An 18,112-nucleotide genomic window follows, 5' to 3' on the forward strand; every position below is an offset into this window, starting at 1 on the left:
GGTATGCTCACTGTTTGCGATGAAAGAGTTTCTGCTGCAGGTCGGCGATGGTCGCGATGCCGCCCTTGCCGGGATGAATCACGGGCTCGAAGCCCAGACGGCGCGCCTGGGCCAGACGAAGGTCGTGGGCGGCCACGGGCCGCACCTGACCGTTGAGGTCCACCTCGCCCCACAGGACACACTTTTCCGGCAGCGGCACGTCATAATACGACGACAGCACCGCCGCCACCAGGGCCAGGTCCAGCCCGGGCTCCTGCAGCTTCATGCCGCCGCCGACCTTGGCATAGATGTCCACCTGTCCGAAATTGAGTTTGAGGCGCTTTTCCAGCACGGCCAGCAGCAAATGCAGACGGTTGGCATCGAAGCCGAGGGCCGCACGCCGGGGGATGCTGAGGAAGGTCCGGGCCACCAGGGCCTGCACTTCCACCGCCAGCGGGCGCTGCCCGTCCACGGCCATGACCACCGCCGTGCCGGAGAGGGAGGCGTCGCGATCGCCCAGGAAAAAGGTGGAGGGGTCATCCACCACTTCCATGCCCCGGCCCCCCATGCGGAAGACCAGCAGCTCTTCATTGGGGCCAAAACGGTTTTTGAAGACGCGCAGCAGGCGGAACATCTGGCGGCGGTCGCCTTCAAGAGAGATGACGGTATCCACCATATGCTCCAGCAGGCGGGGACCAGCCAGGACACCGTCCTTGGTCACATGGCCCACCAGCACCAGCGTGACGCCCAGACGGCGGCAGGCTTCCAGCAGGGCCATGCTCACGGCACGCACCTGATTGACATTGCCGGGAAGGCCTTCGGCATCGACGCTGCTCATGGTCTGTACCGAGTCCACCACCAGCAAACGGGGCGGAGCCAGCTCCAGGGCGGCGATGACCTCGTCCACACTGGAGGTGGACATGGCCAGCAGGTTGTCATGCAGCATGCCGAGCCGCTGTCCCCGCGCCTTGATCTGCGGCAGGGATTCTTCGCCGCTGGCATAAAGCACTCTGCCCCCCTGGGCAGCGACCAGCCCAGCCACCTGCAGCAGCAGGGTGGATTTGCCGATGCCCGGCTCGCCGCCGATGAGGATGGCCGCACCCGGCACCAGACCCTTGCCCAGCACCCTGTCCAGTGAGGCGATGCCGCTGGGATAGGGATGATGCCCGGTCTCGGCTACGTCCTGCAAAGGAACAGGCCGGTTGCCCGCAGGGACGGATACCCTGGTGTTGCTGCGGGACAGGGCCTTGGGCTGTGCCGCGGCCTGAAGGGTGTTCCACTCATGGCAGCCGGGGCATTGACCACGCCATTGCAGGGTCTGTGCGCCACAGGCTGAACAGATAAAGACTTCTCTCGTTTTAGCCATGGCATAAAAATAAAAAAAAAGTGCAGCCCATGCAAGCATGTGCAGCAAAGTTCAGCTCTTGTGTTCGGTGTGTTGCAATATCGCGCCGTCACGGATGCAGTCATGATGCGGAATTGCGTCATGACTGTGCATCACTATTTGTGTTTTTTATCACATGACTCCAATAGTTCTTTCCAATGCGCCCTTTCGCGGCATTGCAGAGTTTCTGGGGCCTATCCGCCCCGCTTTCCGGCATCACCGATGTATCCCAAGGGCATAAAAAAAGCCCCTTGCGGGGCTTGAGAGCAGTTTTGCCGGGATGTCTAGCGGGGCAGGGGCACTCCCTTCTGCGCATCCACGATGGCGACGTAGAACTCGCTGACATCGTTGGGCGGGCTGTCGAACACGACCATGAAGGGAGCGCTGGCACCGGGCAGCAGGGTCACATTGGCCCCCTGCTCTTTCTCGGGGTCGGCCAGACGGCTGGCCATGGCTTCCTTGTCCAGTACGGAGAGCTGCAAGGGGGTCAGCTGGTTGCCGGCGGTCTGGCGATTGGAGGCGATGACCTTCTGATCCTGACCGTAAAGTACGGCTTCCACGGTGATCATGCTCACGGGCTGGGGGAATTCATTGACCACCCTGCCCTCGATGACCAGGATCTTGCCCATCTTTTCGTTGTTCACATAGTACTGGCGCACGTCCTTCATGGTCAGCAGGGCGATGTTCTCAGCGGTGGCTGCCGTTCCCTGGACAGGTGTCAGGGGGCGCTCATGCCAGCAGTACCAGTAGACAGCGGCACCGCCGCAGGCCAGCAGAAGCAGCAGCATCAGCCAGAACAGCCAGCGGCGCCGGGGGCGGGGCTGCTCCACATCGTCCGGCAGAAGATCCGGGATGGGCGCAGGGGCAGGCTCAGGCAATTGCAGGGCAAAGACCGTCTTGCATACGGAGCAGCGCAATTTCGCACCCGGCCGGGCAAGATGTTCCGGCAGGTTGAAACGGCTGGCGCAGTGAGGGCATTGAATTTCCATCATTTGGCTCCAGGTGCGGGCAGGTGCTAGTCCCCGGCGGATTCGAAGACCAGCTCTTCCACATCAGGCAGGGCCCGATATTTTTCAGCATAGTCAAGGCCGTAGCCGACGATGAACCCTTCCTCGAGCTTGAAGCCCGCAAAATCGACGCGCACGTCCACTTCGCGGCGTTCGTTCTTGTCCACCAGCGCGGCCAGACGCAGGCTGCGGGCCCCGCGGGCCTCGAACTGGCGCATCAGGAACTGCATGGACAGACCGCTGTCCACCACGTCCTCGACGATCAGCACATGCTTGCCGGTGATGTCGCAGTCCACGTCCTTGCTGAACACCACATGGCGGGAACTGGACGTCCCCTTGCCGTAGCTGGACAGACGGACGAAATCCAGTTCGAGGTTCTCCGAACGCATGGCCCGGACGAGGTCGGTGAAGAAGAACACAGCGCCCTTGAGGACGCATACGGCCACCAGGGGCTCATCTCCGTAAAAGGCATCGATCTCGGCGGCCATGGCACGCACGCGCTCGGCGATCTGGCCGGAGGTATAGACGATCTTGCGTTCCTTGATGGCGTTCATCTTAATCGAGCTCCAGGAACATGGCGGTTTCGTCGCAGTCGGGGTACTTGGCGCAATGCACGCAGTCGGCCCAGATCTTCTGGGGCAGGACGCCCTTGTCCACCTCATGGAAACCGATGCGCTCAAAGAAAGCCGCCTGATACGTCAGGGAGAAGACCTTCTTGAGGTGCAGGATGCGACAGTCATCGACACAGGCCATCACGATCTTGCGGCCCAGGCCCTGCTTGCGCAGATCTTCGCGCACGGCCAGGGAGCAGACTTCGGCCAGATCCTCCCAGACAGGCGCCAGGGCGCAACAGGCGGCCAGGCCGCCCCGGGGGTCGTCGATGACCAGGAAATTACGGACATGGCCGTACAGAAAGATCAGCGCACGGGGCAGCAGCAGGCCCTTGCGCGCATTTTCCATCAGCAGGGCATGGATATCCTTCACATCGTCCATGGTCGCACGGCGTACCGTGTAGGTGTCGCTCATTATTTTTGCTCTCCGAGAGAATCAAAGATTTCCGTCAGTTCTTTTTTCGAGACCATGCCCGACCCCATCAGGGCCAGACGCCCGTTCTTGCCGTAAAAAACATTGTGCGGGATGGTGCGCACGTTGAAGGCGCGGATCACGTCTTCACTGGCCCTGTACACAGGGTAGTCGACCTTCAGCCGCTTGAGGAAGGCCGGGAGCGTGCTCGCGTCCTCATCCACCGAAAGGCCCACGATGACGACCTTGCCCTCGTACTTGGGCGCCAGGCTGACAAGATCCGGGATCTCCTCACGGCAGGGGGGGCACCAGGTGGCGAAGAAGTTGAGCATGACGACCTTGCCCTTGTTCTGGGCCACTATGGAGGTCAGGTCCTTGAGCCCCACGGTCTTGTACTCCTGGGCCTGCGCCAGGCAGGGCAGGAACAGGGTCAGAAGCAGCAGGGGCAAAATAAATCGCTTCATGGGATTATCCTGTGACAAACTGTTTGGCGGCCCGCACTGCGCTGACCGCATCTTCGCAATAGGCATCCGCGCCGATGGCATCGGCAAAGGCCTGGGTCACGGCAGCGCCGCCCACCAGCACCTTGATGGGGAGATTGCGCTCCCGCACCAGACGGATGGTATCTTCCATCCGTACCATTGTCGTGGTCATCAGAGCCGACAGGCCGATGATACGCGCCTTATGTTCCAAAGCGCAAGCGACAATCTGCTCCGCCGGGACATCCTTGCCGGCGTCGATGACGTCGAATCCGTGGTTGCCCAGCAGCAGGCAGACGATGTTCTTACCGATATCGTGGATGTCCCCTTCCACAGTGGCCATGACGATCACGGGACGTTCCTCGGGGCCGCGGCTCTTCTCCAGCAAGGGCTTGAGATGGGCAAAGGCCTTCTGCATGGTCTCCGCCGCGCGGATGAGCTGCGGCAGGAAATACTCCCGGCGCTCATAGCGCGTCCCCACTTCGGTGATGGCCGGGATCAGGACGTCCTGCACCAGGGCGAAAGGCTCGGCACCGGCGGCCAGTTCCTTTTCCAGCAGGGGCAGCACGTTTTCCAGATCGCCGAAAAGGACGGCATCCCCCAGGGTCTCGGCAGCGGCGCCCGGGCCCTTGCCGGCCCTGACCACACCGCCGCTGGCCTTCCAGCCGGCATAGGAGGCGATGAACGACCCGGCATTGCTGTCGCTCCCCTGCAGCACGGCCACGGCATCGCAGGCCTCATGCAGACGGGGAGCGGAAGGATTGGCGATGCAGGAGGACAGACCGGCGCCCGCGCACATGGCCATGAAGGTGGCATTGAGCAGGTCGCGGGCAGGCAGGCCGAACGAAACATTGGAAAGGCCCAGTGTGGTCGCCAGACCCTGGCTGCGGCACCAGCGGACCATCTCAAGGCATTGCAGGGCGCCTTCAAGCTTGGAGGACACCGACAGGGCCAGGATGTCCACCATCACCAGACGGCGGGGGATACCCAGGGAGTCGGCCTGCTCCAGCAGCTTTTCCACGATGGCGATACGCTCGGAGGCCCGGACGGGCAGTTTCGTCCCCTGCAGGGGAAGCAGGATGAAGGGCGCGCCGAAATCACGGCAGACAGGTCCCAGCAGCTCCATGCGCCCGGCTTCGCCGCTGATGGAATTGACAAGGAAGGAGCCCGGACAGTAGGGCAAGGCACGGGCGATGGCCTGGGCATTGGAAGAATCCAGCGACAGGGGCACGTCCACCCGGGAGACCAGACGCTGCACCAGATCGGGCAGGAGCACGGTCTCGTCCACCAGAGAGGCGCCCACGTTCACATCAAGGATGCGGGCCCCGGCCTGCAGCTGCTCATCGGCCAGGCGGAAGGCTTCATCGAACTGCCCGGCCTGCAGCTGGCGGGTCAGCTCCTTCTTGCCCGTGGGATTGATGCGCTCACCGATGACGCTGAACGGCTGCCCTTCTCCCAGGCGCAGGAGCTGCGAACGGCTGGTCAGGCAGATGCCCGAAGGGCTGACCACCGGACGCTCGTCGCAGGTCACGCTTTCCAGGGCCTGACGCAGGGCCGCCAGATGCTGGGGCGTGGTGCCGCAGCAGCCGCCCAGCACCCGTGCCCCGCGGGCGGCGAAGGCCGCCGTTTTCTGGGCAAAGGCCTCCGGCCCCAGAGGGAAGACGGTCTCCGAGCCGCGCAGCTCCGGCAGACCGGCATTGGGTTCCGCGACGACGGGGCAGGAACAGACGGACAGCAGCTCTTCCATCACGGGCAGCATCTGATCCGGCCCCAGACTGCAGTTGGTGCCCAGGGCCGCCACGCCCATGTTCTGCATGGTCTCGGCAAAGATGGTGGGCGAAGAGCCCGTCAGGCTGACGCCCTGCTCGAAAGTCATGGAGACCATGACGGGCAGGTCGCAGACCTGACGCGCAGCCGTCACGGCGGCCCTGGCTTCGGCCAGGTCGAACTGAGTCTCGATGAAGATGAGGTCCGCCCCGCCGGCCACGAGGCCGCGGATCTGTTCCGAGAAGGCCTTGATGAGTTCCTCAGGCTCCATATCGCCCAGCGGACGGGCAAAATGACCGCTCGGGCCCACGTTGCCGGCTACGAAGACAGGACGCCCGGCCTGGGCGGCCGCGGCGCGCGCGGTCTCCACCATACGCTTGTTGAACGTAAAAACATCCAGGGAGGCCGGGAGTTTGCAGGGATTGCCGCCGAACGTGCACGAAGTGATGATGTCCACTCCTGCATCGAGATAGGCTTTGTGGATACCCTGAAGGATATCCGGTCGCTCCATGCAGAACTCTTCCGGGCTCACCCCGGCTGGCAGGCCGGAAGCCTGCAACATGGTCCCCATGGCGCCATCGAGCAACAACGGGCGCCTTTCCGCAAGGCGCTGAACAAATTTCATTCCTGTACCCAGCCTTTGTAATAAAATGTGGCATCTGCCCGTCAAAGGGCCGGCTGCAAGGCAGCCGCAAGGCTTTTACTACTGAAAATCATTGAAAAGGACAAATCAAAACTATAGCATGGGGCTACACCGACATCAGGGATGTCATCAGCCCCCTGAGGAAAATAATGAAGAAAAACAACAAGAATGTCCCCGATCACCCTTCTTCCGCGCCTGTGGCGGACGTGGAAGTCCTGGATGCCGCAGACGAAGACAGCTCTCTGGACTCGCTGGAAGAACTCGATGAGGACAGCCTCGACCAGGGCGAGATTCTGGATGTGGGCGACGACGGCCCCATGCTGCTTACCGAAGGCAGCCATGACGAATCCAGCCTCCCTGCGCCGTCCATGCCCCGCCTGCCGTCCACCGACGGCCGGGACAGTTTGCAGCTTTACCTGCGCGAGGTGAGCCGCTTCCCCATGCTCAAGCCCGAGGAAGAACACGAGCTGGCCGTGCGGGTGCGCGATCACAACGACCCCGACGCCGCCTTCAGGCTGGTCTCGTCGCATCTGCGCCTTGTGGTACGCATCGCCATGGACTTCCAGCGCCGCTGGATGCAGAACGTCCTCGACCTCGTCCAGGAAGGCAATGTGGGCCTCATGCGGGCCGTCAACAAGTTCGACCCCGACAAGGGCATCAAGTTCTCCTACTACGCCTCTTTCTGGATCAAGGCCTATATCCTCAAGTTCATCATGGATAACTGGCGCATGGTCAAGATCGGCACCACCCAGGTGCAGCGAAAGCTGTTCTACAATCTCAACCGTGAACGGCAAAAGCTGATCGCCCAGGGCTTCGATCCCGACGCCGCCATGCTCTCCGAGCGTCTGGGCGTCAGTGAAGAACAGATCACGGAGATGGATCAGCGCCTTGCCGCCAACGACCTTTCCCTCAACGCCCAGGTGGGGGAAGATACGGGCGGCGCCACCCGCATGGACTTCCTTCCGGCCCTGGGACCGGGCATCGAGGACAGTCTGGGGGATTCCGAAGTGGCGGAGCTGCTGCGCGAAAAGCTCAAGACCATCCTGCCCAAGCTCAACGAGAAGGAACTCTACATCCTGCAGAACCGGCTGCTGACAGATGACCCCGTCACCTTGCGCGAGATCGGTGAACGATATAACGTGACCCGCGAACGCGTGCGCCAGCTGGAAGCCCGTCTCCTGGAGAAGATCCGCCAGCATCTGGCCCTGGACATCAAGGACTTTTCCGACGCCTGGATTCAATAATCTATGAGAAACAAGACCATCCTCCTGCTCTGCTCTGCCCTGCTGAGCGGTTCGCTGTCCCTTTCCCTGCTGGGATGCGGCGGCTGTGCCTCCACCCAGCCCCGGAGCGGGGCCGCTTCCCCCTCTTTCCAGGGCATCGAGATCCTGCCCGAGGAAAAAGAGCTTTCGCCGGCCGCCAAGGATACCTACGCCTATCTCCTTTATATGCAGGCCCTTGCCGACGAGGATGAAGAACTGCTCCTGCAGGCGGCCCAGCAGATGACCGGCGGCACCCTGCCTGCCAAGGCTTGGCTGGAAGGCGCCCTGTGGCTGGACAGCCGTCGTTCGGAAAAGGTGCTGCCCCTGCTGGAGCTGGGCCTGCAGGTCTGGCCCGACGATCTGCCCCTCAATCTGTTCAGCGCCGAGGCCCTGGCGGCCCACGGCAAGACGGAACAGGGCCTGGAGCAGATCCGGGCCTTCGTGGCGCGGCATCCCGACTCCCTGGATGCCCGCATGGAGCTGATCCTGCTGCTGGTCAAGGCCAAAAGATTCGATGAGGCGGAAAAGCACATCGGCAGTATCGCTGCCGGTGAACGGACGCCCATGGTGGATTATTACCATGCCCGGGCCCTGATCGGGATGCAGCGCCGTGCGGAAGCCATCCCGCTGCTCCAGAAGGCCATCCAGGCCATGCCGGACTTTGTCGAGGCCCTGGTGGAGCTGGCCTATGCCTACGAACAGCAAAAGCAGTGGAACGAGGCCCGCACCATCTACGAAAAGCTGCTCAAGCTCCAGGTCTCCGAGCAGGATGTATGCCTGCGCCTCGTCCACCTTTCGCTGCGTCTCAACCAGCCGGAAAAGGCCCTGAAATATTTCCGCAAGGGCCCGGATGCCGCGGCGTTCAAGCTCACCGCCATCAGCATGTTCCTGGAAAGCCGCCATTATTTGCAGGCAGAGCGGCTGCTCAAGGAGATGCTGGACGAGCCGGGCGTACCGCCTGACGTTTTCCTGATGCTGGCCGGTATCGCCCGCGACCAGCGCCGTGACACGGAACTGGCCCTGAGCTGGCTGGCCCGGATCCCGGCCAGCAGTCCCACGGCCGTACAGGCGGAAGGGCTGAAAGCCCAGATCCTGGCCGATGCGGGCAAGGAAAAAGAGGCGCTGGCCTCCGTGCGCAATCTGCAGCAGCGCCATGCCCGCAACGAGACCCTGCTGTTGCTGGAGGTCCGTCTGCTGGCCCGTCTCAAGGCCATGGACGAGGCCCTGGCCAGGGCCCGTCAGGCCGTGGAGATCGTCCCGGAAAGCTCGGAACTGGCCTTTACCCTCGGCAGCCTTCTGGACAGCCTCGGCAAGCGTGATGAAGCCATGAAGGTCATGCAGGGCATCATCGCCAGCCATCCGGAGCACTATCAGGCCCTGAACTATGTGGGCTACAGCCTGGCCGTCCAGGGGAAGGATCTGGAACACGCCCTGGAGCTGCTGCAGCGGGCCGACCGTCTGGCCCCTGACCAGTTCTTCATCGTGGATTCCCTGGCCTGGGCCCTGTTCCGCCTGGGCCGTACGGAAGAGGCCCTGCAGAACATCCGGCGTGCGGTGGCTCTCGTCCCCTCGCCCGAAGCCGAGATACTGGAACATTACGGCGACATCGCCGCCGCCGCGGGCCAGAAAGAGGAAGCCCGCAAGGCCTACGAACAGGCCCTGAAACTCAAACCCGCCAATGCGGAATCCCTGCGCCAGCGTCTGGGGGACCTATGAAAAAGATCCTTTGTCTCATCGTCCTGATGTTCATGGCTTCGGCCTGTGCCCGCCAGCCTTCCACCGTGCCGCCTGCCGACAGCGCCGACCGCTGGCAGGCCTTCGTGGCCCGCAGCGGAGCCGTCAAGGAAGCCCCTTATCTTTTGAACGCCAGTCTGCGTTTTGGTACGGAGGGCGATACCCGGCGTGTCACGGCCCTGCTCTGGGGCAATGACAGCCGGAGCCTGCGCATGGACGTCATGGCCGGTATCGGGGCCGTAGTGGCCAAGATCTGGGAATCCGGCGATGAGTTCCTCGTGTACAGTCCCACGGAAAACCGGGCCTTTTTCCATCAGGGCAGCAACAAGCCTCTGCTGCGCGTCGGCGTACCGGTGCCTTTTGCCCTGGATGAGCTGGCGGCCCTGCTCAACGGCCGTCTCGTGACGGTCTTCGGTGACCGCTACTCCGACAGTCAGGCCCTTGCCAACGGCCATGTCGGCTTTATCCTTTCTTCTGCCGTGGGCGGCCTTCTGGAGATCGACGCCCAGGGCCAGGCTGTGGCCTGGCAGGAAAACGGCAGTCGCGGCTGGAGCATGGCCATCGCGTATGACGAGGCCGGTCTGCCCCGTCGCGTGAGCCTGCGCCACCCCGACGGCCAGACGGCCGTGCTGCTGGTCAAGGAACGTCAGGCCCCGGCTCCTTTCAATAACGAACAGCTGAGTCTGCTTCTGCCGGACAGCACCCCGGTGCTGCCCCTGGAACGCTACACGGCTCCCCAGCAATAACCCTAAGGAGAGATCATGAAATCCATCCACATGGCCTGTGACCACGCCGGTATCGAACTCAAGGAAACCCTGCGCGCCCATCTGGAAAAGATGGGCTATACGGTCACCGACCACGGCACCTACAGCAAGGAAAGCTGCGATTACCCCGTGTTCGCCCACGCCCTGTGCAATGCTGTCGAAGCCGAAGATGTGCCCGGCATCCTGATCTGCGGTACGGGGATCGGCATGTCCATAGCGGCCAACCGTCACAAGGGCATCCGCGCGGCGCTGTGCACCACGGAACTGCATGCCCGCCTCACCCGCCTGCACAACAATGCCAACGTGCTGTGCTTGGGGGCCCGGGTCACGGGCGTGGAGCTGGCGCTTGCCATCGTCGATACCTTCCTGTCCACCGAATTCGAAGGCGGCCGCCATCAGCGCCGCATCGACCTCCTCAACGCCTAGTCTGTGGGACCTGTCATGCAGCTGTACAATACCCTTACCCGTAAAAAGGAAGAATTCGTCCCTGTCCGGCCCGGCAAGGTCAACATGTATGTCTGCGGCATCACCGCCTATGACTACTGCCACATCGGCCATGCCCGGTCCGCCCTGGTCTTCGACGTGCTGGTGCGCCATCTGCGCGCCCTGGGGCTGGATGTGACCTTTGTCCGCAACTTCACCGACGTGGACGACAAGATCATCCGCCGCGCCAATGAAGAAAAACGCGACTGGCGTGAAGTGGGACAGACCTACATCGATGCCTTCCATGAAGACATGGACCGCCTGAACGTGGTGCGTGCCGATCACGAGCCCCGCGCCACCGAATACATCCAGCAGATGCAGGATCTCTGTTCCGAGCTCATCGCCCAGGGCAAGGCCTATGCCGTGCCGTCCGGCGACGTGTACTTCCGCGTGCGTGCCTATCCGCCTTACGGCAAGCTCTCCGGCCGCAGCCTGGACGAATTGCAGGCCGGTGCCCGCGTGGCGCCCGGTGAAGAAAAGCAGGATCCCTTGGACTTTGCCCTGTGGAAGGCAGCCAAGCCCGGTGAGCCCTTCTGGGAAAGCCCCTGGGGCAAGGGCCGTCCCGGCTGGCATATCGAATGCTCGGCCATGAGCAAGGAATATCTGCCCCTGGATATCCACGGCGGCGGCCAGGACCTCATCTTCCCCCATCACGAGAACGAGATCGCCCAGACCGAAGCCGCCTGCAGCTGCCAGCTGGCCCGTTTCTGGGTGCATAACGGCTTCGTGCAGGTCAATGCCGAAAAGATGTCCAAGTCGCTGGGCAACTTCAAGACAATCCGCGATATCCTGGCCAGCTACCTGCCCGAGACCCTGCGCTTCTTCCTGCTGGGCAAGCATTACCGCAGCCCCATCGACTTCACGGCCGACATCATGGACGAGTCCGAAAAGGCCCTGCAGCGCATCTACGAATGCCAGCTGGAAGCCGGCAAGGCTCTGGAGCGCGCCAAGTGGAAGAAAGTCGATCTGCCCGCCGACATCCTCAAGGAATGGGACGAACACGGCCAGGGCTTCAATGCCGCTCTGGACGACGATGTGAATACGGCCCAGGCCCTTGGCCACATCTTCTCCCAGGTGCGCCTGGTCAACCGCGTGCTGGAAGACAAGGCCCTGCGCGCGGGCGAAGGCGCCCGCCGTCTGCTGGAAGAGTTCTTCGAGCGCCGCAATGACTGGTCGGCCCAGCTGGGCCTGTTCGGCCAGGATCCGGCCACCTTCCTGCTGGCCCTGCGTGACCAGCGGGCGGCCCGTCTGAATATCGACGTGCCGCGCGTGCAGGCCCTTCTGGACGAGCGTGCCGCGGCCCGTGCCGCCAAGGACTTTGCCCGCTCCGACGAACTGCGCGCCGCGCTTGCCGAACTGGGCGTGGCCGTGCGCGACACCGTGGAAGGGCAGGTCTGGGATATAGCTTAGCGAGGTGACGATGCTGCATCGTTTCGGGAAGTTCCGTCGCCCTGTGGCGCTGGTGATGTTGAGTGTCTTCCTGGTCGCCCAGCTGCTTCTGCCGCTGACGGCCCGGGCATTCTTCTTCGGAGGGGTCTCCCTCAAGGACGAGAAGGAGATGGGGCACAAATTCGATGTGGCCATCCGCTCCAGCCTGCCCATGGTCGACGACCCCGAAGTCAGCAAATATGTGGATGGCCTTGTCCGTCGTCTGGTCAAGGCCATCCCGCCCCAACCCTTCACTTTCACGTCCGGCGTCATCCTGCATAACGCCATGAACGCCTTTGCCATTCCCGGCGGTCATGTCTATGTCTTCACCGGACTGATCATGAACTTCGAGGATGAGAGCCAGCTGGCTGGCGTTCTTTCGCATGAGCTGGCCCATGTGACCCAGCGCCATGTGGCCTCGCGTCTGGAGCGGGCCCAGTATCTGTCCGTGGGCAGTTTGCTGCTGGCCATCGCCGGCGTGGCCGTCGGCGGGCCTGCAGGCGGCGCCGTGGCCGTCGGGGCCCTGGGCGCAGGCCAGTCCGCCATGCTCAATTACAGCCGTCTGGACGAGAACGAAGCCGACCAGATCGGCCTGCAGTACCTGACCAAAGCGGGCTATCCGCCTTCCGGCATGGTGGGCGGCTTCAAGATCATGCGCCAGAAAAGCTGGATGGCGGGAGCCAGCGTGCCCGCCTATCTGTCCACCCACCCAGATATCGGTGACCGCATCAACGGCATCCAAGCCCGGCTGAGTTCCTTCCCCGCTTCCATCCGCAACCGGTCCTTCGACAATCGCCGCTTCAAAAGGGTCCAGACCGTCCTTTGGGGACGCTACGGCGACAGCCAGGCGGCCCTGCAGCGTTTTTCCGGCAAGGACGCCCTTTCCTGCATGGGGCGGGGCATGGTCCTTTCGCGCAGGAACAACGTGCGCGAAGCTGCCGCCGCCTTCGATCAGGCCTTGCAGCTGGCCCCCAAGGACCCGCTGGTGCTGCGCGAAGCCGGGACATTCCACTACCGCAAAGGCGACATGGCCAGGGCGGAAGGCCTGCTGCGTCAGGCCATGCAGCTGGACAAAAACGATTTCATGGCCAGATTCTTTTATGCGCGCATGCTGGATGAGACCGGCCGCGCCCAGCAGGCCCAGCCGTACTATACGGAAGTCCTGCGGGCCGTGCCGGAAGCCGCCGATGTCCATGAAGCCTATGCCCGTTCGCTGGGCTCCATAGGCAAGACCGGACTGGCCTACATCCACATGGCCTACAGTGCCATTTACTCCAACAACCGCAAGCTGGCAGAGCGCTACTTCAAGCAGGCCAAGGCAAAGACGGAAAAATCCGCCGACAGTGCGGCTTTCCGCAAGCTGGATGCGGTGTACAAAGAACGCAAGGAAATCTGGGAAGACCGATGATAGAAACGCACGCGACGACGATTCTGGCAGTCAAGAAGGACGGACAGGTTGCCATGGCCGGGGATGGCCAGGTCACCCTGGGCCAGTCCATGATCATGAAGCACACCGCCCGCAAGGTGCGCCGCCTGTATGACGGCAAGATCGTGGCCGGCTTTGCCGGTGCCACGGCCGATGCCTTCACCCTGTTCGAACTGTTCGAAGCCAAGCTCAAGGAATTTCGCGGCAATCTGCAGCGTTCCGCTGTGGAGCTGACCAAGGAATGGCGCAAGGACAAATACCTACGCCGCCTGGAAGCCATGCTCCTGGTCTCTGACGGCGAACATATCCTGCTGCTTTCCGGTAACGGGGACGTGTTCGAGCCCGACGATGACGTGGCTGCCATCGGCAGCGGCGGCCCCTATGCCCTTTCCGCAGCCCGCGCCCTGCTGCGCCACAGCAGCCTCCCCGCCCGGGAGCTGGCCCTGGAATCCATGAAGATCGCTTCGGAGATCTGCGTCTACACCAACGACCATTTCGTGGTCGAGACCCTGTAGGGGGACAGCGTGGAGATCCGCACCGGTTGCAAGATCAATCTGGGGCTGGAGATAACCGGCATCCTGCCCAACGGCTATCATACCCTCGATTCCGTATTCTATCCGCTGGCCCGGCCGTTCGACGTCCTGGAAGTGGAACGCAGGGAAGCGGCAGGCATCCGCGTGTTCTGCGATACCCCCGGCATCGACCTGGAGCATAACACCCTGACCAAGGCCCATGCCGCTTTCGCGGCCCTGCTGCCGGAACAGGCCGTCTGCCCGGGCGTGGATGTCACCCTGCGCAAGGGTATCCCTCACGGCGCAGGCCTGGGGGGCGGCAGCAGCGATGCCGCAGCCCTGCTCCTGTGGCTCAACAGCTGCCTGGAGACGCCTCTGCCGCTGGAAGAGCTGGAAAAAGCCGCCATCAAGGTCGGTGCGGACGTCCCCTTTTTCCTTCACGGGCAGCCCCGGCGCGTGACCGGTATCGGCGAGGTGCTGACGCCCGCGGCAGTGGATCTGCCCGGCTGGTGGCTGGTGCTGGTCTGTCCGCCCGTGTCGGTCTCCACCCCCTGGGCCTACCGCGCCTATGACGATTTGATGGCGGAAGCGGAAAAAGCTGGTGGTAAAGGCTTGACAAATCCGGAGAGCAAGGATAATGAAACGCTTCTCGTGATGGGTAAATATGCCGGGACGGGAACGACGTTCCGCATCACCACAGAAAACGTGCTCCAAATCCGTAACGATCTGGAGCCCGCCGTTGTGCGTGAATACCCGCAATTAGAGACAATCCGCCAATATCTACTCCATTCCGGGGCCGCTTGTGCACGCATGAGCGGCAGTGGATCGAGCATGTTCGGCCTGTTCTCAGCCCGTCACGCAGCCGAGGCGGCAGCGCAAAGCCCGGAGTCACAGTACGGGAAGGTCTTTGTGCTGCCCATGAATGCTGGGATGTAGCCAAGTGGTAAGGCAACGGGTTTTGGCTCCGTCATTCGAAGGTTCGAGCCCTTCCATCCCAGCCACACCCAAACCATAACTGCTGCCGCTATCGGCAAGGTGAACGGACCATGTTCAGCGATCTCAAGATTGTCACGGGTTCTTCCAATCCCGAGTTGGCCAAAGCCATTTGCGACCACCTCGGCTGTCAGCTTACTCCTACTCTGGCAACCACCTTCAGCGATGGCGAGCTGCGCATTGAAATCGGCGACAACGTGCGCGGCGATGACGTGTTCGTTGTCCAGCCCACCTGTCCCCCGCTGGTCAACCGCAACCTGATGCAGCTCTGCCTCATGCTCGACGCCCTCAAGCGCGCCAGCGCCGGCCGCATCACGGCTGTGATCCCCTACTACGGCTATGCCCGCCAGGACCGCAAGGTGAGCCCCCGCGCCCCCATCAGCGCCAAGATGGTGGCCGACTTCATCAGCGTGGCCGGTGCCGGCCGTGTGGTGACCATCGACATGCATGCCGGTCAGATCCAAGGCTTCTTCAACTGCCCTGTGGACAACCTGTATGCCGCTCCTGTCATGATGGAACCCCTGCGCCAGATCGAAGGCGACATCGTCATCGTCTCCCCCGACGCCGGCGGTGTGGAACGCGCCCGTTCCTACGCCAAGCGCCTGAATGCTCCTCTGGCCATCGTGGACAAGCGTCGCGACAAGCCCAACCAGGCCCAGGCCATGCACGTCATCGGTGACGTGGAAGGCAAGACCGCCATCATCGTTGACGACATCATCGATACTGCCGGTACCCTGTGCGCCGGTGCCGACGTGCTGCTCAAGTACGGCGCCAAGAAGATCATCGCCTGTGCTTCCCACGGTGTGCTGTCCGGCCCCGCCATCGACCGCATCAATGCTACCGAGGCTCTGGACCGCGTCATCGTGACCGATACCATCCCGCTGGGTGAAAAGCTGGCACAGTGTCCCAAGCTGCAGGTGGTGTCTGTGGCTGCCCTGCTGGGCAAGACCATCCACAACATCCACACGGGTTCCTCCGTCAGCGTTCTCTTTGTATAATGCCGGGTTTTCCCGACTCCATAATAAGAAAACTTCCCGCACTTTCATGCGGCACTAGGTAAGGAGTTAAACATGACCATTGAAAAGACGTTGAGCGTGCAAAAGCGTGAAGGTAGCGGCAAAGGCCCTGCGGGCCGTGCGCGCACGCAGGACATGATCCCCGGTGTGTTCTACACCGCCAAGGGTGACAACATCGCCGTGCAGGCTCCTGCTCTGCCTCTGGAAAAGATGTACGCCGAAATGGGCCGTACCGCCGTGTTCAACCTGGAAATCGACGACAACGGCACCAAGACCGTGCATCCCGTCATGTTCTGGGAAGTGCAGAAGCACCCCTACAAGAAGGCCTTCACCCATGTGGACTTCTACGGTGTGGATCTGGACAAGGAAGTCAAGGTCGACGTGCCGATCGAATTCGTGGGTGTTGCCCGCGGCGTCAAGCTGGGCGGCGTGATGGAAACCTACCGCGAAAGCGTGCGTCTGTGCAGCAAGCCCCTGGACATGCCCAAGAAGGTGACCATCGACGTGACCGACATGGGTATCAATGACAGCGTGACCGTGGAGACCCTGGCTCTCCCCGAAAACGTGAAGGCCGTGTTCGACAAGAACTTCGCCATCGTGAGCGTGTTCTCCAAGAGCAAGGACGCTGCCGAAGCCGCCGAATAAGGCGCCTTTCACCGCAGTTTTTTTCAGGCCGGTCTCTTTTGAGGCCGGCCTGATTTTTATACGTATGTCCAGCCTTCCTCGCCTGCAGTATCATACCCTGCGCCACGGAAACCGGCAGATAAGCATCGAGCTGTGGCCCAGACCGGGCGCCTCCTGCCTCGTTTTTTATCCGGGGACCATGTTCTGTCCGGTCCAGTACCGGACGTTCCTGCATTGCCTCTGGAAAAACGGACTTGCCGTCGCGGCCCTGCACCTGACCGGACATGGCAGCAACCCGCACCGGCGTCTGTTCAGTTTTGACGACCTGCTGCAGGACGGCCTGGATGCGGAACGCTGGCTGCATGGTCACGGCATGGGGCCTCTGCTCCTTGCCGGTCACAGTCAGGGAGGGATCCTGGCCATGGCCCACGCCTCCCGCAGTCAGCGGATGCGTGCCTGTTTCGCATTCAGCGGGATCTTCCCGCAAAGCCGCCGGGTCATAGAACTGACCCGATTCGCTCCCTGGGCAGCGCAGCGTGATCGTCTGCTGGCCGGGCTGAAGATACTCAGTACCTGCTTGCCCCGGCTGCCGTTGCCCGTATTCAGCTATCTGTCGGTCAAAAAGATCCTTGCCGGCTGCCTGCGTCTTCCCCTTGATCGCCGGCAGGCCAGGACAAGCTATCCCCTGGCGTACCTGTACTCCCTGTTCAGCACCTCGGTAGCGTCCACGGTCCACTGCCCGTTCTATCTTTTCAATGCTCTCGACGACGCTCTGTTCACCAGACCTCTGATCGAGGAGACGTTCGCCGCGGTGACGGCCCCGGAAAAACATTGTATCTGGCTGCCTCGGGGTGGCCATCTGGCCATCCTCTCCCCCGTCGTGGCCGCCAGGACAGCCGCCCATGTGGCGGCGCTGGCCAGTGGTCACGGCCTGCCACTCTCTCTTCACCTGTAAGGAAACTGTCATGGATTTTGGTGGTGTCGTCGTTGGTTTGGGCAATCCCGGCAACCAGTATGCCGGAACGCGCCATAATTGCGGCTTTGCCTTTGTGGAAAGCCTGCTGGATCATGCCCGCCGGGAAGGCGGCCAGGTACAGAGCCAGAACGGAGGCAAATTCTCCTGTGAACTGTGGCGGCTGCGCTATGACGGGCTGCCCGGAGACTGGCTGGCCGCCATGCCCCAGACCTTCATGAATCTGAGCGGCCAGTGTGTCCAGCCCCTGCTGGCTTGGCACAAGATCCGCCCCGATCAGCTGGTGGTGGTGCATGATGAACTGGACATCCCCGCCGGAGAGCTGCGCTTCAAGAAGGGGGGCGGCAACGCCGGGCACAACGGGCTCAAGTCCATCACCCAGCTGCTGGGAACACCGGACTTCTACCGTCTGCGTATCGGTATCGGGCGGCCTCCCCAGAAAGGGGACGTCATCAACTGGGTGCTGGGGCGTCCTTGCAGTGAAGATGCCGACAAGATACGGACAGCGACTGATAAGGCGCTTGAAGTACTGGAAATTTTTGCAAAAAAAGGACTGGAAGCCGCTGTGCGGGCGACCCGTTCCTGATCATGAGCCGGCCTGTGGCCGGCTTTTTT

The 18,112-nt window shown here is 62.3% G+C and carries 18 protein-coding genes and 1 tRNA gene; 13 read left to right on the forward strand and 6 right to left on the reverse strand.

Going from position 1 to position 18,112, the window contains the following annotated elements:
• Nucleotides 1–7: 7 nt before the first annotated feature.
• The 6 genes from radA to ACQRCJ_RS06010 all read right to left on the reverse strand — a co-directional run bounded on the left by radA (nucleotide 8) and on the right by ACQRCJ_RS06010 (nucleotide 6,264).
• The gene (gene radA / locus ACQRCJ_RS05985; protein ID WP_297159824.1) at nucleotides 8–1,345 is read right to left on the reverse strand and encodes a DNA repair protein RadA; all 1,338 of its coding nucleotides are present in this window, start codon (nucleotides 1,343–1,345) and stop codon (nucleotides 8–10) included.
• Between the two features lie 302 nt (nucleotides 1,346–1,647).
• Complete coding sequence (locus ACQRCJ_RS05990; RefSeq protein WP_289616018.1) at nucleotides 1,648–2,355, reverse strand: DUF3426 domain-containing protein; 708 nt, start codon at nucleotides 2,353–2,355, stop codon at nucleotides 1,648–1,650.
• A gap of 23 nt (nucleotides 2,356–2,378) precedes the next feature.
• The gene (gene hpt, locus ACQRCJ_RS05995) at nucleotides 2,379–2,924 is read right to left on the reverse strand and encodes a hypoxanthine phosphoribosyltransferase (RefSeq protein ID WP_297138305.1); all 546 of its coding nucleotides are present in this window, start codon (nucleotides 2,922–2,924) and stop codon (nucleotides 2,379–2,381) included.
• 1 nt (nucleotide 2,925) lies between these two features.
• Entirely contained in the window at nucleotides 2,926–3,396 is a 471-nt protein-coding gene (locus ACQRCJ_RS06000; protein WP_289616020.1) for an N-acetyltransferase, read from the reverse strand.
• Nucleotides 3,396–3,857, reverse strand: coding sequence for a TlpA family protein disulfide reductase (locus tag ACQRCJ_RS06005; RefSeq protein ID WP_168935725.1), 462 nt, complete (start codon nucleotides 3,855–3,857; stop codon nucleotides 3,396–3,398). The genes ACQRCJ_RS06000 and ACQRCJ_RS06005 overlap by 1 nt, the downstream gene beginning before the upstream one ends.
• Nucleotides 3,858–3,861: 4 nt before the next feature.
• Entirely contained in the window at nucleotides 3,862–6,264 is a 2,403-nt protein-coding gene (locus tag ACQRCJ_RS06010) for a homocysteine S-methyltransferase family protein (RefSeq protein ID WP_427799476.1), read from the reverse strand.
• 167 nt (nucleotides 6,265–6,431) lie between these two features.
• On the opposite strand from ACQRCJ_RS06010, the gene ACQRCJ_RS06015 reads away from it, so the two are divergent.
• From ACQRCJ_RS06015 to pth, 13 genes are all read left to right on the forward strand, one after another.
• Nucleotides 6,432–7,526 (forward strand): sigma-70 family RNA polymerase sigma factor, encoded by a 1,095-nt coding sequence (locus tag ACQRCJ_RS06015; protein ID WP_427799477.1) that lies wholly within the window; start codon nucleotides 6,432–6,434, stop codon nucleotides 7,524–7,526.
• A 3-nt stretch (nucleotides 7,527–7,529) separates the two neighbouring features.
• Nucleotides 7,530–9,260, forward strand: coding sequence for a tetratricopeptide repeat protein (locus tag ACQRCJ_RS06020; RefSeq protein WP_303739990.1), 1,731 nt, complete (start codon nucleotides 7,530–7,532; stop codon nucleotides 9,258–9,260).
• Nucleotides 9,257–10,024: a hypothetical protein gene (locus ACQRCJ_RS06025; protein ID WP_303930826.1), complete on the forward strand. Its 768-nt coding sequence runs from the start codon at nucleotides 9,257–9,259 to the stop codon at nucleotides 10,022–10,024. Before ACQRCJ_RS06020 ends, ACQRCJ_RS06025 begins: the two co-directional genes overlap by 4 nt.
• Nucleotides 10,025–10,039: 15 nt before the next feature.
• Nucleotides 10,040–10,468, forward strand: a complete 429-nt coding sequence (rpiB, locus tag ACQRCJ_RS06030; protein ID WP_303955954.1) for a ribose 5-phosphate isomerase B — start codon at nucleotides 10,040–10,042, stop codon at nucleotides 10,466–10,468.
• A 15-nt stretch (nucleotides 10,469–10,483) separates the two neighbouring features.
• Nucleotides 10,484–11,935 carry a cysteine--tRNA ligase gene (gene cysS / locus ACQRCJ_RS06035; protein WP_168935720.1) on the forward strand — a complete coding sequence of 484 codons (1,452 nt, stop codon included), beginning with the start codon at nucleotides 10,484–10,486 and terminating at the stop codon, nucleotides 11,933–11,935.
• A 10-nt stretch (nucleotides 11,936–11,945) separates the two neighbouring features.
• Nucleotides 11,946–13,361 (forward strand): M48 family metallopeptidase, encoded by a 1,416-nt coding sequence (locus ACQRCJ_RS06040; RefSeq protein WP_302261562.1) that lies wholly within the window; start codon nucleotides 11,946–11,948, stop codon nucleotides 13,359–13,361.
• Entirely contained in the window at nucleotides 13,361–13,894 is a 534-nt protein-coding gene (gene hslV / locus ACQRCJ_RS06045; protein WP_072337505.1) for an ATP-dependent protease subunit HslV, read from the forward strand. Before ACQRCJ_RS06040 ends, hslV begins: the two co-directional genes overlap by 1 nt.
• Before the next feature lie 9 nt (nucleotides 13,895–13,903).
• Nucleotides 13,904–14,827, forward strand: coding sequence for a 4-(cytidine 5'-diphospho)-2-C-methyl-D-erythritol kinase (ispE, locus tag ACQRCJ_RS06050; RefSeq protein WP_168935718.1), 924 nt, complete (start codon nucleotides 13,904–13,906; stop codon nucleotides 14,825–14,827).
• A tRNA-Gln gene (locus ACQRCJ_RS06055) sits at nucleotides 14,818–14,892 on the forward strand. Before ispE ends, ACQRCJ_RS06055 begins: the two co-directional genes overlap by 10 nt.
• Nucleotides 14,893–14,937: 45 nt before the next feature.
• Entirely contained in the window at nucleotides 14,938–15,882 is a 945-nt protein-coding gene (locus ACQRCJ_RS06060) for a ribose-phosphate diphosphokinase (protein ID WP_168935717.1), read from the forward strand.
• Nucleotides 15,883–15,954: 72 nt separating this feature from the next.
• Entirely contained in the window at nucleotides 15,955–16,545 is a 591-nt protein-coding gene (locus ACQRCJ_RS06065; RefSeq protein ID WP_168935716.1) for a 50S ribosomal protein L25/general stress protein Ctc, read from the forward strand.
• 64 nt (nucleotides 16,546–16,609) lie between these two features.
• Entirely contained in the window at nucleotides 16,610–17,479 is an 870-nt protein-coding gene (locus ACQRCJ_RS06070) for an alpha/beta fold hydrolase (RefSeq protein WP_168935715.1), read from the forward strand.
• Between the two features lie 10 nt (nucleotides 17,480–17,489).
• Nucleotides 17,490–18,083: an aminoacyl-tRNA hydrolase gene (gene pth / locus ACQRCJ_RS06075; protein WP_204625904.1), complete on the forward strand. Its 594-nt coding sequence runs from the start codon at nucleotides 17,490–17,492 to the stop codon at nucleotides 18,081–18,083.
• Nucleotides 18,084–18,112: the final 29 nt, after the last annotated feature.

Source organism: Desulfovibrio sp. SGI.102 (assembly GCF_050314315.1).
Lineage (GTDB): Bacteria > Desulfobacterota > Desulfovibrionia > Desulfovibrionales > Desulfovibrionaceae > Desulfovibrio.